Here is a 13,751-nt window from a genome sequence, read left to right as displayed (position 1 = left end):
GCCCATGCTGAACACCCTTGCTACGGCCGAAGAGCACCTGCGTGACATCGGCATCGATCCCTACGCTGTCGGCGCGATCGCCCTGGCCATCCTGACTCTCTCGATGCTGGCGCTGCTGCAGTTCGGCAAGGGTCGCGAGCACTCCTGAGCAACGTGAACACTCCGCGTCGCCGGATCGGCGTCATGGGTGGCACATTCGACCCGATCCATCACGGTCACCTCGTGGCGGCGAGCGAGGTCCAGTCGTGGTTCGACCTCGACGAGGTCATCTTCGCTCCGACCGGCGAGCCCTGGCAGAAGGCCGACCGCGATGTCTCGCCCGCCGAGGACCGCTACCTGATGACCGTCATCGCGACGGCTGCCAACCCGCGCTTCGCGGTGAGCCGCGTCGACATCGACCGCGACGGGCCGACCTACACGATCGACACGCTGCGTGACCTGGCCGCGCTGCACCCGGATGCTGATCTCTACTTCATCACCGGCGCCGATGCCATGGCTGCGCTGCTGACGTGGCGCGACCACGACGAGCTGTTCACGCTCGCCAACTTCGTGGGTTGTACGCGTCCTGGCCACGAGATGGACGAGTCGACGCTCGAGGGCCTGCCCAAGGACCGCATCACCCTGGTCGAGATCCCCGCCCTCGCGATCTCGTCGACCGATTGCCGCGACCGGGTCGTCCGCGGAGAGCCGGTCTGGTACCTCGTGCCTGACGGCGTCGTCCAGTACATCGGCAAGCACCGCCTGTACGCCAAGCCGGAGTCAGCCTCCTGAGCGCGACCGAGTGGGCGGTCGAGCTCACGCGTGCAGCGGCGATGGCCGCCGAGGACAAGCTGGCGGTCGACATCATCGCATTCGACGTGTCCGACCAGCTGGCGATCACCGACGTGTTCCTGCTCTGCTCGGCGGCCAACCCGCGTCAGGTGCGCGCGGTGCAGGATGCCGTTGAGGACAAGATGATCGATCTCGGCGCCAAGGCTGTTCGCCGCGAGGGCATGCGCGAGGGTCGCTGGGTCCTGCTCGACTTCGCCGACATCGTCGTGCACATCATGCATCAGGAGGAGCGGGCGTTCTATGCGCTCGAGCGGCTCTGGAGCGACTGCCCGGTCGTGGAGCTGTGAGCTGGCGGCAGGTCGTCCTGTGGCGCCACGGCCGTACCGAGTGGAACGTCGCCGGCCGCGTCCAGGGTCAAAGCGACGTACCCCTCGACGACGTCGGCCGCCAGCAGGCCCGCGAGGCAGCGGCGAGACTTGCCGCACTCAAGCCCCACCGGATCGTCAGCTCCGACTTGATGCGGGCTGCCGAGACCGCGCAGATCCTCGGTGGGCTCACGGGCCAGGAGGTCGAGCTCGACGTACGGCTCCGCGAGATGGACTTCGGTGCCCGCGAGGGACTCACGTGGGACGAAGCCTGGGCACAGTTCCCCGACGGCATGCAGGCGTGGATCGATGGCGACGAGACGCAGATCCCCGACAGCGAGACGCACCGCCAGGCCGGGGAGCGGTTTGCCGCCGCCCTGCACGACCTGTTGGAGGATCTGCCGCCCGAGAGCGTTTTGGTCGTCGTGGCGCACGGGGCGGTTCTTCGTACGGGCGCGTGCGCGTTCCTCGACATCCCCGAGGACCACTGGGGCACCTTCGGCGGGCTCGGCAACTGCTCGTGGTCGGTGCTGGAGGAGTGGAGCCGCGACGACTGGTCGCAGTGGCGCCTCACCGAGTGGAACGCCGGTACGCTGCCAGAGCCCGTGATGTCCGACGACGAGTGACCCGGTTTGGGATCGAACGGCTTGAACGGCTAACATTGGCGAGGCCTTCACGGGCAACAGCGGGGCATTGGCGCAGTTGGTAGCGCGCTTCCATGGCATGGAAGAGGTCAGGAGTTCGAATCTCCTATGCTCCACTCGAGAACTGAGGGTCCCGCCATCGAGGCGGGACCTTTCGTCGTTTCGGGATGTGCGGGGCCCTCAGGTCTCGAATCAAGATTGGTGATTCGGGGAGGAGCGAGCCCTGGCGAGCGACGGAGTCTCCTATGCTCCACAGATGATGGAACGGCCCGCGGACTTTCTGCGGGCCGTTCGTCTTTCCTGATTGCCGCGGGCCATTCCGTTGTCTATCAAGCGGGTGATGCGAGGAGGAGTGCGCGAACCGTCTCCCGGTCTTGTGTCGTTCGGGTTCAGCCACGGCTCGCGCAGGTCAGGGCGAAGCGTACGAGACGGCGGCGTCGCCTGGTGTGGGGTCGGTGTTGTCAACGGCGGTGAGTGACGCGGCGAACGCCTTCGTGCCGCCGGTGTCCAGGAGGAGAAGGCTGAGCGTTCCGGTGAAGGGTGCCGTGAATTCGCAGGTGATCTGTACGGGTGTCGCTCCCGACGGTGCCGAGCATTCCGCACCTTCTGGAGGGGCGGCGGAAAAGTTCCAGGCGCCGCCTGAGGTGATGTCGATGACGAGTGTCGATGCGGCGTCGGGCGATGACACGTCCAGGTCGAAGCTCATGTCGTCGCCCAGGTCGTTGATGTTCGCGAGGCCGAGGACGAGGTCGTATGTCGTCCCCGGGTCGGGATCTGGAACCGGCGGCGGCGTGGACTTCGCGGGTTTGCGAGCTGGTATCGGCAGCTCGACCAACGGTGCGGGAGCGGCTGCGTCCTCCTCGACGGGGGGCACGACTGGCACAGTGGGCTGCTGGTCGATCAGGGTGAGAATTTCACCGCTGCCGAGGGCCGAGAAGGGGCCATCGTCGTGGCCCCTGCTCGAACCATGGGTGAGCATGACGGCTACGAGGCAGATCGCAGCGATCCCGGTGACGGCGACGATGCCCCGAACCGCTCCAGTGCTTGCCAGCAATCGAGAGCCGAGGTCGGTGGGACGTCCAGGACCGCGCCCAAGGCTGCGACGCAATGTTGTCCCGGCGGGATCGTTGTTGCGTGGTCGTCGCCGCTTCTCCTTGCGGGACCCGTCGCCGCGGATCGCTACACCGGTGCCGCCGAGGAGGGCTGGGATGAGCAGCGCGGGCAGGTCGCTGGTGATGCTGCGCAGGTCGGCGAGCACGGCCGTACAGGCAGCACAGTCGTCCAGGTGCTGCTCGACCGCCTCCGTGTCGCGTGGGCCGAGCCGGCCGCGGGAGTACGCCGGAAGACTTTCGCGGGTCTGCTGACACGTGTGATCGTTGGTGGCTGCGACGTGGGCTGACAAGTAGGCCTGGCGCAACCCCTCGCGGGCTCGGTAGGCGAGGGCAGCCACCGCGGACGGCGTGATGCCGAGCAGGCGCCCGACCTCGGTGGACGAGTCGTCCTCGACGCTGGTGTGCCACAAGACCGTCTGCCAGCGTTCGGGCAGCGACGCGAACGCTTGTGCCAGCAGCTTTGACTCCGACCGCAACGCGGACTCGTCCGCCGCGGCGGCCAGGGTGCCGATGTTCTCGTAGTCATCGACCCAGGTGAGGCGCCCGTCGCGTTTGCCGGAGTTGATGTGGGCGTTGCGAACCGAAGTGATCAGGTAGGCGCGAAATGCAAGATCAGGTCCTCGCCCGTTCCGGAGCGCTGCCAGGACTTGACTGAACGCCTCAGCCGCGAGGTCGTCAGCCGAGCTGCGACCCGCGAGCCTGGCCGCGAAACGGACGGCGGCCTCGTGGTGCCGGGTGAACAGCACCGACGCGGCCCGGTCATCGCCCGCACGGTAGCGCGTGATGAGCTCCGCGTCCGTGACCTCGTCGTCGGTGTGCATGATGCCTCCCTAACGAGGGACAACCTTATGTGGACACGATGACGGGGAATCGATGCCAAGTTTCGAAGGTGGCGGCGCCGGTACGTCATGGATCGACCCGCACGTTGTCTCTAGATGAGTGACCCGTTGCGGCCCGGGCTGCTGGATGGAGTGTGAGGTGTTTCGCGAGAAGCATGCGCCCAACGCGTCGACTGACGCCATGCACGGTCAGGTCCTGCCATTGAGGATGGCCGGTCTGTGGGCCGCATGGACAGAAGATGGCGACATTGACGAAGCAGTCTGGGACGCCGGCAGCGTGTACGCGCTCGACGGTGAGAGCTTGCAGGTGCTGCTGGACGACGTGGACATGACACGCACGGCATGCCGCCTTCCGCCACCTGACGTCGACCTGGTGCGCGCGCTGGCGTTGGCGTGGTCCGAGGCGGCCCTCAGCCGATATGTGCGATTGACCTGTACCGATCCGCTGACGGGGCTCGCCACGGCTCAGCACCTTCAGACGCAGGTGGTCGGCCTGGTCCATACGCGCACGTCAGACGCGTGGGCCTTGGTCGTCGTCGAGGTCGCATCGAAGATGAGCTTGCTCGGCGCGGCACCGGTCCCTCCCGTCATGCTCGAGCTGATCAACCTGTCAGACGTTGCCGATCTCATGGCACGAGAGCTGAGCGCTGACGTCACGGCCGCTCGCCTCACCTCGCGACGCTGCGCCGCCCTTGTGCCGCAGGCCGAGGCGTCGGGGCTCGCCACCCGGATGGACCGACGGATTGGCAACCGTGCCGGCGAGAATCGAATCTGGATCGAGCGGCTCCCTGATGAGCCGGCGCAGGCTGCGGCGCTGATCGACGAGCTCAGCCGCTGACGCGAAGCATCAGGAGTCAGATTCTGAAAAAAAAGGTACGTCGCCGCGCGTTATGCATCGGACAGTCAACTGTCTCAACATGCATGAGCCGTTCCGCTGGTGATGTCACCGTGTCGGCCTCTGCAATCCCGGAGTCCGGGCACTCGGCGTTGGCGGGAACAACCAAACCTCGGCGCCACAACCAGACACGGACTTGCTCGGATGAATCTCGGGGTCCGTGTTCCAAGGTCTGGGTAGCCCCGGCTCGGCAGGGGAATGTCCGTGCCGGGGCTACCCAGGCCTTGGAACATGGCTGTCCCTCCCGGTCGCGCCGCGAGGTCTCCTCACATGTCAGAGCAAGCCAGGTTTGACGACCATGGCGAATCAACTTGTCGAACATCTGGCCACGCTGAACAAGCGCCTGGACCGTTGGCTTGCCTCAATGGATCCTGCCGATCGGATCGACGCTCTTTCCGATGTTCATGACGGCGTCGCGGCACTCGCGCAGCTCGTGAAGCGCGTCCGTCGCGAGACGCTGGCAGAACTGGTGGATCTGCACGGACTTGCTCAGGTGAGTCGGGCCCTCGACGTGCCGGAAGAGCGGATGCTCCGCCTCCTGGCAGGTGGGGGACCACTCGGTGGATCGTGACATCGAGGCGGTGAGTCACCCGCGGTGCCGCGCCACCAGCACGTCAGAACGCCGGCGTTGTACCGTAACCGCGTGCCCCGGCTGACGCTCAAGACGTTCTTCGTCTCCGCCGTCACGGCGGTCGCGCTGTTCCAGCTGGTCGCCGTCACCTTGGCCGCGTTGCCCCCCAACCGCTACTCCGACGCCGCGGCACCGCACACGACGTACCTGAGCCCCATGTTCACGCAGAACTGGCGGCTCTTCGCGCCCAACCCCATCGCGGAGGACCGCCGCATCCTGTTCCAGGGCTCGTACGTCGGCCCCGACGGCACCCTGAAGCAGACCGACTGGGTCGACTGGACCGAGGTCGAGCTCGACCTGGTGCATCACCGCCTGATCGGCGGACGCGCTGGATATGTCACCAACAAGCTGTTCAGCCCGCTCGGCGCCAGGTACGGCTCGCTGCTGCCGGCGCAGCGTGAAGCCGCCACCACGACGGCTGAGAAGGACCCGCCGAGCTGGGCCGAGCTGAGCGACCTGCTGCTGAAGGCCGGTCCGAGCCGACCCGTGTCGACCGCGACGTTCCTGCGCTACGAGCGGGCAACCATCCGCCTGGCCACCGAGGTGCTGGAGGCGCGCTGGCCCGACCGTACGTTCACCGCCGTCCGCTACTCCCTCAACCGCCAACGAGTCACGCCGTACGACGCGCGCAACGGCACCGAGCGCGAGCGTGAGGCTGCCCGACCCGCGGAGATCAAGCGGGTGAGCGGGTGGCGCACGCCCGAGGTCGGCGATGCCGCCGAGCGTGCCGCGATCGCCGACTTCGACCGGAGGCACCGATGATCCGGCAGGCGTGGGACTGGCTCACGGGTGACAAGCGGTCCACGTACGGGCTGGCCGTCACCCGGATGATCCTGGGCTTCATCGTCGCCAGCCAGCTGATCGTCAACTGGCCCGACCGTCATTACACGTGGGGCGACGGCGCCGCGTGGACCGAGCTGGTCCGCGAGTCCAAGAGCTGGCCGTCCTTCCTGGGACTGTTCAAGCAGGTCGACGGACACGTGTTCGATCTCGTGTACGTCGTCACGATCGTGTTCGGGCTGTTGCTGATGGTCGGGCTCTACACCCGGGCTTCTGCCGTCATGACGTTGTTCCTGTGGTTGTCGCTGTATGTCTCCGATCCGTTCGTCGGCTCGGGTGGCGACGCCGTGCTCCGAATGGTGCTGCTCTACCTGTGCTTCACCGACGCGGGCAAGCGATGGTCGGTCGATGCGCGGCTGCGGGCCGACCGCGGTGACGTCCGGCCGCTGATGCCTGACTGGTTCAGCGCGACGCTGCACAACCTTGCGGTGATCCTGATCATCCACCAGGTCGTCATGGTCTATGTCGGCTCGGCGTTCTGGAAGGTGCAGAGCGAGGTGTGGCGCGACGGCACGGCGGTCTATTACCCGCTGCAGACCGACGCGTACTCGCCGTGGCACGACCTGCTGCACCCGGTGTACGCGATCGCGCCGATCATTGCCGGCGCGACCTACATGGCCGTCGTCGTGCAGCTGTTCTTTCCCGTGCTGCTGATCTACCGGCCGACCCGCATGGTGGCGCTCGTGCTCATCACGGGCATGCATCTGGGAATCGGCATCTTCATGGGCATCTTGTACTTCTCCCTCGTGATGATCGCGGTCGACATGATCCTGGTGAGCGACCGGTCGTGGATCCGCGGATTCGAGTGGCTCAAAAATCGCCGTAGGACGCCGGTTTCCGCCTCATGATGGGAAAAAGCGTGGATTTACCGTCTCGTAACAGGCCGTGTTGTCCTAAACAACCTGAGAATGTGGTTGACTATCCTCAGCGATCTCCCAGTCGCTGTCCCAATGTTTTTACTCGGGCGTCCTTCTGGGCGCCCGAACGTTCATCAACAAGGAGTCATCTCGGATGAGGAACAAGCTCGCCAAGAACTCGATCGCGGTTGGTCTGGTCACCCTGATCATCACCGCTGGTCTCTCGTTCTCCGCCCAGGGTGCGCCTGGTGACGTCGCACAGTCCAACGCGAGCGCCATCACGGCCTCGGGCCTGACTGGCATCGTCGACAGCAAGGAGTGCACCGCGTCCTCGCCGACCGGCACGCCGACTGACGGCACCGGTGAAGTCTGCGGAACTGGCCTGACCGCCAGCGCGCCTGCGGTTGGCACGTTCGACCAGACGGCTTCGACCAGCCTCGACGGCAACAAGGGTGTCTCCACTGCCGACGCGCAGGTTGCCGGCACCGACATCGCCGCCCTGACGACGATCGACCTCTCGTCCGTGGTGGACGAGCTCGACGCCATCAACACCGGCACCATCCTCGACCCGATCCTCGGACCGCTCGCGCAGCTGCTGGGTCCCCTCCTGGACCCGCTTCTCACGAACCTCCAGACGGCCCTCGTCGGACCGCTCACCACTGCCCTGCAGGGTGCGATCCCGGTCACTGCCAAGATCGGTGCAGTCACCAGCACGTGCGACGCCACTGCCGGTGAAGGCGCGACTGGCAACGCCACCGTCTCGAGCATCGACATCACGGTCGTGCTTCCGGGCGACAACGACATCGTGATCCCGATCGCCCTGGCCACGGATCCCAACTCCGCTGTCGTGGGCTCGGTTGCTCCCAAGCAGCTAGTTGACGGACTCCTCGATGGTCTCTCGGACACGCTGACGAACAGCCTGAACGGTGTCCTCGGACCGATCGCCCTTCTGACGGACACCGTCAAGGCGCAGGTCGTCGACACTCTTCTCGATGCGATCGGCCCGGCTCTGCTGGATCCGGTGGGCGAGGCCCTCACTCCGCTCGTCAACGGCACCGTCAACAAGCAGGTCGCCGGCGACGGTGGCGAGTCCATCGAGGTCACCGCACTGGAGCTGAACGTCCTCGGTTCGGGTGCTCACCTCGCTCTGGCACGCACCAGCTGTGGCCCGAACACGCTCGCCGCTGCTGATGACGACGATGCCCAGGCTCAGGCCGATGAAGATGCACCGGCTGACGTCGAAACCGACACGGACACGCAGGCTGACGTCGACACGCAGGCTGACGTCGACAACCAGGCTGATGTCGACACGCAGGCGGATGCTGACGCAGCCGCTGACGCCGACAGCCAGGCCGATGCAGACGTGACCACCACGCTGCCGGCCACGGGCTCGCCCAACCTGCTTCCGTTCTGGATGCTGGGTCTCGGACTGCTGCTCTTCGGCGCAACGGTCCTGCTGAACGAAAAGCGTCGCCTTCAGGTCTGATAGCAACGCTTAAAACAACTGCCGGTGGCCCCTGGGGTCACCGGCAGTTGTTCGTCCGGCTACTAGAGTGGAGCCCATGCCTGACGCCGACCTCGAGCCCGTGCGTCCGTGGCAACGGCGAGTGGTGCTGACGCTCGGATTTCTCGTGCTGGTGCACTCGGCCTTGTTGATGTTGTGGCTGGCGCCGTCCAGCCCGATCCGTGACCTGGTCGGCTCGCGCAACCTCGCGTCGTACGTCGACCCCTACTTCCAGCAGGACGTCGACACGGTCGATCCGAGCGTCCAGTTCGTTGACGAGTCGTTCCAGGTCCGTGCGCTCGTGAAGGAGGGCACGCCCAAGTCCCAGGTCACCGAGTGGGTGGACCTGACGAAGGACGACGTGCAGGACGTGCGCTACGACCCCAACCCGGCTCGCGTCCACCTGATCGCACGGCGGCTCGCAACCAACCTCAACCGGTCGATGTTCGCGCTCGAGCCGGCGCAGCGCAAGATCGTGCGCGAGTCCAAGGTCACTGACACCACCTCGGACCGGGCGGCGGCCCTCAACGCCGCTGGCGACAGCTCGGCCGTGGTCCAGAACTACCTCGCGTACGACCAGATGGCGACGCAGTTCGCCTCGTTGTATGCCGCATCGAAATGGAAGGGTACGGTCCTGCAAGTGCAGTTCAAGGTCGGTCGTCGGAGTGTTCCGGCATTCTCCAAGAGGCACGACACCACGATCCAGGACGTCTCCTACCTGTGGTTCAGCTTTGGTTGGCATCCGGCCTTTCATGGGTCCCTCGAGGCTCAGGCTCCCTTCGACTCATTCGTGAAGGGCTGACATGCTGCGCGACTTCGTGTGGAACCGCATCGACTCGGTCGCGGTGCTCCGCGACCAGATCGAGGAGTGGGTGCTCACCAGGAAGCATTCGCTGTATGCCGCCGCGGCCTGCCGGATCGGGACGGGTCTCGCGGTGCTCGGGCTGCTGATCGCCAACTTCACGACCCGTGACCTCTGGGTCGGTCAGGCCTCGATCTGGGCGGAGCCGGCGCGCGCGATCAGCCGTTTCCCCGAGCTCGCGATCCTCAAGGACGTCAGCTCTGACGTGCTCACCGTCGTCTACGTCGTCACGATGCTGGCGGCGCTGGCCTTCGTCCTGGGGTGGCGCACCAAGGCGGCCAACGTGATCACGTTCGTCGGCTTCATCGCGATCGTGGGCCAGAATCCCGTGGTCGGCGGTCAGGGCGACAACCTGATCCGGCTCACGCTGCTGTGGCTCCTGCTGATGCGCACCGCCGAGCACTGGTCGCTCGACTCGCGTCGGCTCTCGCGCGCATCCAAGCGGTCCAGGGGTGAAGAGGCGCTGCCTCGCTGGTTGTCGACGAGCCTGCACAACCTCGCTCTGGTGGCACTGGCCGTCCAGACAATCCTCGTCTACACCGCCGCAGGGCTCGACAAGATCTCGCAGCAGACGTGGCAGCACGGCACTGCGCTCTATTACACGATGCAGCTCCCGGAGTTTCGTCCGTTCCCATCGCTGTCCGACCTCTTGAGCTCGAGCACGGTGGTGCTCGCGATCGTGACCTACACCGTGCTGCTGGTGCAGCTGTTCTTTGCGCCACTTCTCCTCAACCCGTCATCGCGCCGCGCCGTGATCGGACTGGCGATCGCGGTCAACGTCGTGTTCGCCATCCTGTTCGCCGCACCATGGTCATCGCTTGCCGTGATTGCGGTGACGTGCCTGTTCGCCTCCGATGAGGCGTTCGAGTCGATCGATGAGTGGATCAGGGATCGGTTCCGCCCGATCACCAGATGGATCGGGCGACGCGGCGCGAGTGTCGCCGACGTGGTGGACAGTGGCCTGCACCGTTTGGTCTACCCGGTGACGGACTGGGTGCGCTTCACGATCTTCCGGCGCTAGGCCGTGTCTCTCCATTGGTGCGCGAGCCGACCATCGAATTGGGAGGCATGGCCTAGACGCGTGCAGCGACTCTCCGCCCTGATGCGATGAGCGCGATCACGGGGAGCGTGAGGATCGCGGCGGCGGCGTTGAGGGTGCCGTAGCCGGCGGTCGCGACGACGACACCGGCCAGCAGCCCGCCGAAGGCGCCGGCGAGATTCATCGACAAGTCGGAGAAGCCCTGGACGAGCGGTCTGACCGACGGCTCCAACGAGGCGCTCAGCATCGCCGCGCCGGCGATCACCGATGCGGACCAGCCGACGCCCAGAAGGGTGAGGCCCACCATGATCTGTCCCTCGGAGTGGCCTGAGGTCCCGGCGACGAACGTGGCGAGCAGCAGGATCGACTGTCCGAGCAGGATCGTCTGGCCAGCACCCCACCGGTCACTGAGCACGCCCATCAGCGGCGACAGCGCGAACATGCCGGCAATGTGCAGGCTGATCGTGAGTCCGATGATCTTCAGCGCCGAGCCGTGGTCCTGCATGTGGACCGGGGTCAGCGCCATGACCGACACCATGACGGCGTGCGAGGCGGCAATGGCCAGGATCGCGGTGAGCGTCGTGCCGCGTACGTGGGGGAGCGCAGCCCGTACGCCACGCCGTACGGGAGCCGCATCGGCCGCGTGGACCAGGGGGTCCGGGCGGAGGAGCACGAACGTCATCACGCCCGAGATGGCGAAACCGGCCGCCGAGAACAACATGGGGCCGGCGAGGTCAGGGATGCCGACGCGGTCGGCCACCGCGGCGCCGGGGTCGGTGAGGTTGGGCCCGATCACGGCGCCCACGGTGGTCGACCAGACCACCAGTGAGAGCGCACGTCCGATCTGGGCGGGATCGGCCCGGTCGACGGCAGCGAATCGGGACTGCAAGTTGGCGGCCGTGCTGGCGCCGAACAGGACCAGACCCAACAGCACGATTGGCAACGAGTCCGCCGTGGCGCCGAGCACCGTGACTGCGGCGCCCGAGGCACCACTGAGCCAGCCGAGGGTCAGGGCGGGCCGACGGCCCCTCTGCGCTGCGATCGAGGCCATCGGGATCGTGAACGCCGCCGCCCCAAGGGTCAGCATGACGACGGCCATGCCGGACCAGCCGGACGATCCGCTGACGTCCTTGACCAGCAGTGCGCCGACCGCGAGCCCCGCGCCATTGCCGATGCCGCCGATCACCTGCACCAGCGAGAGAATCGTGACAATCCGCTTCTGCGCCGGGTCTGTCGTCAGGTCATTCACCAGAGCAACGTAGCGGAGCCGACCACGCGATCCTGCTCGCCAGGGAGCTGAGCGACCGTGGGGCCGAAGGCCGAGGCGGGGTGAGGTGCTCCCAGTGTTGGGAATGGACGGTGGTTCGCCTCGCTTCGCTCACGTTCGGCCGCGGGCGGCCTCACTGGCGGACAGGCGAGTCGCGCTTCACCAAATGCTCACGCGTTGCGCCGGGTCGAGCCAGGCCTGGTCGTCGGCCGTGACGCCGAACGCGTCATAGAACGCGTCGATGTTGCGGACGACCTGGTTGCAGCGAAACTCCGGCGGAGAGTGGGGGTCGACCGTGAGGCGGCGCACGGTCTCGGCGGGACGTACCTTGGACTGCCAGGCCTGGGCCCACGAGATGAAGAACCGCTGATCGGGTGTCAGACCATCGATCGGCTCGCCCGCCGAGGCGCCTTGCGCGATCTTGAACGCCTTGTAGGCGATGCCGAGGCCACCCAGGTCGCCGATGTTCTCACCGATCGTCAATGAACCGTTGACAGGTTTGCCGTCTGCCCCCTCGGGTGAGAGGGCGTCGTACTGGGCGATCAGGGCTGAGGTGAGCTCTTCGAAGGCGGTCCGGTCCTCATCGGTCCACCAGTTGTTGAGTGCACCTGTGCCGTCGTAGTGCGAGCCCTGGTCGTCGAAGCCGTGGCCGATCTCGTGGCCGATCACGGCACCGATGGCTCCGTAGTTGACCGCGTCGTCGGCATCGGCGTGGAAGAACGGGGGCTGCAGGATCGCGGCCGGGAAGACGATCTCGTTCATCGTGGGGTTGTAGTAGGCATTGACGGTCTGCGGCGTCATGTACCACTCGTCACGGTCGATCGGAGATCCGATCTTGGCCAGCTCACGGTCGGTCGCGACTGCGAGCGCGCGGCGGGCGTTGCCCAACAGGTCATCTGGCGCCGTCTCGAGGGCCGAGTAGTCGCGGAACTTCTCGGGGTGCCCGATCTTGGGGTCGAACGAGTTGAGCTTGTCGTGGGCGCGCTTCTTGGTCTCGTCGCTCATCCACGGCAGCGCGGAGATGCTGGAGCGATAGGCCTCGATCAGGTTGTCGATCAGCTCGGTCATCCGCTCCTTGGAGGCGGGCGGGAACTCGGTGCGTACGTAGATGCGGCCGACGGCCTCACCCATCGCGCCCTCGACGAAGCCGACGCCACGCTTCCAGCGGGGACGCAGCTCGTCGGTGCCACTCAGCGTACGGCCGTAGAACTCGAAGTTGGCGTCGACGAAGTCGGACGAGAGGTAGGGCGAGCCGCTGCGGACGACCTGCCAGCGCAGCCAGTCCTTCCAGCCCTCGAGCTCGTCGGCGACCAGGAGGGTCTCGAGCCCTTCGAGGAAGGAGGGCTGACCGACGACGACCTCGGCGAGAACGGGAACGGGCACCTTGGCGCCGGTCGACCAGGTCGTCCAGTCGAACGTCGGGGCGAGCGCCTGAAGGTCGTCCCGATTGAGCAGGTTGTAGGTCTTCTGGGCGTCGCGGCACGCAACCCGGTCCCAGTGGTGACTGGCGAGACGCGTCTCGAGGTCCATGATCCGTGCCGCGCGGTCTGCCGCATCGGTGAGCCCGGCGAGTCCGAGCATCGTCGTGATGTGGGCGACGTACGCCGTGCGGATGTCGGCCGTCGCGTCCTCGCGGTAGTAGGACTCATCGGGCAGTCCGGTGCCACCCTGGTTGAGATGCGTGACATAGCGATGAGGATTGCCGCTGTCCGGGCCGATGTACATGCCGAACACGCTGGCGACGCCCTGGCGGTCGAGCTCGCCGAGGGTCGAGACGAATGCGGCGATGTCGGCGATCGCGTCGACCTTGGCGAGCTCCGGCTCGAGGGGTGCGGCGCCGAGGGCCTCGGCGCGCTCCTCGTCCATGAAGCTGGCATAGAGGTCGCCGATCTTGCGCTGCTCGTCGTCCTCCGGCGCCTTGCTGGCGGCCTCGATGATCTCGCGCACCTTGGCTTCGGCCTCGTCGACGAGCACCACGAAAGCTCCGGCGGTGGCCCGGTCCGGCTTGATCTCGGCGGTGCGGAGCCAGGGTCCGTTGACGTATCGGAACAGGTCGTCCTGGGCGCGGATCTCAGGGTCGAATTGTGTCGTGTCGATGCCGTGGGTCACGCCAGTAGGCTACACA

The 13,751-nt window shown here is 66.4% G+C and carries 14 protein-coding genes and 1 tRNA gene; 12 read left to right on the top strand and 3 right to left on the bottom strand.

Annotation, left to right across the window (positions count from 1 at the left end):
* Positions 1-4: 4 nt before the first annotated feature.
* The 5 genes from ABD683_RS01015 to ABD683_RS00995 all read left to right on the top strand — a co-directional run bounded on the left by ABD683_RS01015 (position 5) and on the right by ABD683_RS00995 (position 1,896).
* A complete protein-coding gene (locus tag ABD683_RS01015; protein WP_344766539.1) occupies positions 5-148 on the top strand; it encodes a hypothetical protein in 144 nt (47 codons plus the stop codon).
* A gap of 35 nt (positions 149-183) precedes the next feature.
* Positions 184-771, top strand: coding sequence for a nicotinate-nucleotide adenylyltransferase (nadD, locus tag ABD683_RS01010; protein ID WP_344766537.1), 588 nt, complete (start codon positions 184-186; stop codon positions 769-771).
* The gene (rsfS, locus tag ABD683_RS01005; RefSeq protein ID WP_344771550.1) at positions 768-1,118 is read left to right on the top strand and encodes a ribosome silencing factor; all 351 of its coding nucleotides are present in this window, start codon (positions 768-770) and stop codon (positions 1,116-1,118) included. The genes nadD and rsfS overlap by 4 nt, the downstream gene beginning before the upstream one ends.
* Positions 1,115-1,762 carry a histidine phosphatase family protein gene (locus ABD683_RS01000; protein WP_344766535.1) on the top strand — a complete coding sequence of 216 codons (648 nt, stop codon included), beginning with the start codon at positions 1,115-1,117 and terminating at the stop codon, positions 1,760-1,762. The genes rsfS and ABD683_RS01000 overlap by 4 nt, the downstream gene beginning before the upstream one ends.
* 61 nt (positions 1,763-1,823) lie before the next feature.
* A tRNA-Ala gene (locus ABD683_RS00995) sits at positions 1,824-1,896 on the top strand.
* Positions 1,897-2,189: 293 nt separating this feature from the next.
* On the opposite strand, the gene ABD683_RS00990 is transcribed toward ABD683_RS00995, so the two are convergent.
* Positions 2,190-3,713, bottom strand: a complete 1,524-nt coding sequence (locus tag ABD683_RS00990; RefSeq protein WP_344766533.1) for a sigma-70 family RNA polymerase sigma factor — start codon at positions 3,711-3,713, stop codon at positions 2,190-2,192.
* Between the two features lie 157 nt (positions 3,714-3,870).
* Here ABD683_RS00990 and ABD683_RS00985 point away from each other — a divergent pair, with 157 nt between their 5' ends.
* The 7 genes from ABD683_RS00985 (at position 3,871) to ABD683_RS00955 (ending at position 10,341) form a co-directional block, all read left to right on the top strand.
* Positions 3,871-4,569, top strand: coding sequence for a hypothetical protein (locus tag ABD683_RS00985; protein WP_344766531.1), 699 nt, complete (start codon positions 3,871-3,873; stop codon positions 4,567-4,569).
* Between the two features lie 355 nt (positions 4,570-4,924).
* Positions 4,925-5,197, top strand: a complete 273-nt coding sequence (locus tag ABD683_RS00980; protein ID WP_344766529.1) for a hypothetical protein — start codon at positions 4,925-4,927, stop codon at positions 5,195-5,197.
* Positions 5,198-5,269: 72 nt separating this feature from the next.
* Positions 5,270-6,019, top strand: a complete 750-nt coding sequence (locus ABD683_RS00975; protein ID WP_344766527.1) for a DUF5819 family protein — start codon at positions 5,270-5,272, stop codon at positions 6,017-6,019.
* Positions 6,016-6,945, top strand: coding sequence for an HTTM domain-containing protein (locus ABD683_RS00970; protein ID WP_344766525.1), 930 nt, complete (start codon positions 6,016-6,018; stop codon positions 6,943-6,945). The genes ABD683_RS00975 and ABD683_RS00970 overlap by 4 nt, the downstream gene beginning before the upstream one ends.
* A gap of 163 nt (positions 6,946-7,108) precedes the next feature.
* Positions 7,109-8,440 carry a hypothetical protein gene (locus ABD683_RS00965; protein ID WP_344766523.1) on the top strand — a complete coding sequence of 444 codons (1,332 nt, stop codon included), beginning with the start codon at positions 7,109-7,111 and terminating at the stop codon, positions 8,438-8,440.
* Positions 8,441-8,516: 76 nt separating this feature from the next.
* Positions 8,517-9,260 (top strand): DUF5819 family protein, encoded by a 744-nt coding sequence (locus ABD683_RS00960; RefSeq protein ID WP_344766521.1) that lies wholly within the window; start codon positions 8,517-8,519, stop codon positions 9,258-9,260.
* A gap of 1 nt (position 9,261) precedes the next feature.
* On the top strand, positions 9,262-10,341 hold the full coding sequence (locus tag ABD683_RS00955) for an HTTM domain-containing protein (protein WP_344766520.1): 1,080 nt from the start codon (positions 9,262-9,264) through the stop codon (positions 10,339-10,341).
* A 52-nt stretch (positions 10,342-10,393) separates the two neighbouring features.
* Here ABD683_RS00955 and ABD683_RS00950 read toward each other — a convergent pair whose 3' ends face one another.
* Both ABD683_RS00950 and ABD683_RS00945 read right to left on the bottom strand, forming a co-directional pair.
* Positions 10,394-11,608: an MFS transporter gene (locus ABD683_RS00950; protein ID WP_344766519.1), complete on the bottom strand. Its 1,215-nt coding sequence runs from the start codon at positions 11,606-11,608 to the stop codon at positions 10,394-10,396.
* A 177-nt stretch (positions 11,609-11,785) separates the two neighbouring features.
* Positions 11,786-13,735, bottom strand: a complete 1,950-nt coding sequence (locus tag ABD683_RS00945) for a M13 family metallopeptidase (protein ID WP_344766517.1) — start codon at positions 13,733-13,735, stop codon at positions 11,786-11,788.
* Between the last annotated feature and the right edge of the window lie 16 nt (positions 13,736-13,751).

It is taken from the genome of Aeromicrobium panaciterrae, from assembly GCF_039537165.1.
In the GTDB taxonomy this organism is placed as follows: Bacteria; Actinomycetota; Actinomycetes; order Propionibacteriales; family Nocardioidaceae; genus Aeromicrobium; species Aeromicrobium panaciterrae.
The sequence above is the reverse complement of the archived record's forward strand: the minus strand, read 5'-3'. Positions and strand labels throughout refer to the sequence as shown.

What these genes read in the sequence shown, in the direction of transcription:
- nadD (WP_344766537.1), top strand. Translation starts at nt 184, where the DNA reads ATGGGTGGCACATTCGACCCGATCCATCACGGTCACCTCGTGGCGGCG.
- ABD683_RS00965 (WP_344766523.1), top strand. Translation starts at nt 7,109, where the DNA reads ATGAGGAACAAGCTCGCCAAGAACTCGATCGCGGTTGGTCTGGTCACC.
- ABD683_RS01015 (WP_344766539.1), top strand. Translation starts at nt 5, where the DNA reads ATGCTGAACACCCTTGCTACGGCCGAAGAGCACCTGCGTGACATCGGC.
- ABD683_RS00970 (WP_344766525.1), top strand. Translation starts at nt 6,016, where the DNA reads ATGATCCGGCAGGCGTGGGACTGGCTCACGGGTGACAAGCGGTCCACG.
- ABD683_RS00990 (WP_344766533.1), bottom strand. Translation starts at nt 3,713, where the DNA reads ATGCACACCGACGACGAGGTCACGGACGCGGAGCTCATCACGCGCTAC.
- ABD683_RS00960 (WP_344766521.1), top strand. Translation starts at nt 8,517, where the DNA reads ATGCCTGACGCCGACCTCGAGCCCGTGCGTCCGTGGCAACGGCGAGTG.
- ABD683_RS00955 (WP_344766520.1), top strand. Translation starts at nt 9,262, where the DNA reads ATGCTGCGCGACTTCGTGTGGAACCGCATCGACTCGGTCGCGGTGCTC.
- ABD683_RS00980 (WP_344766529.1), top strand. Translation starts at nt 4,925, where the DNA reads ATGGCGAATCAACTTGTCGAACATCTGGCCACGCTGAACAAGCGCCTG.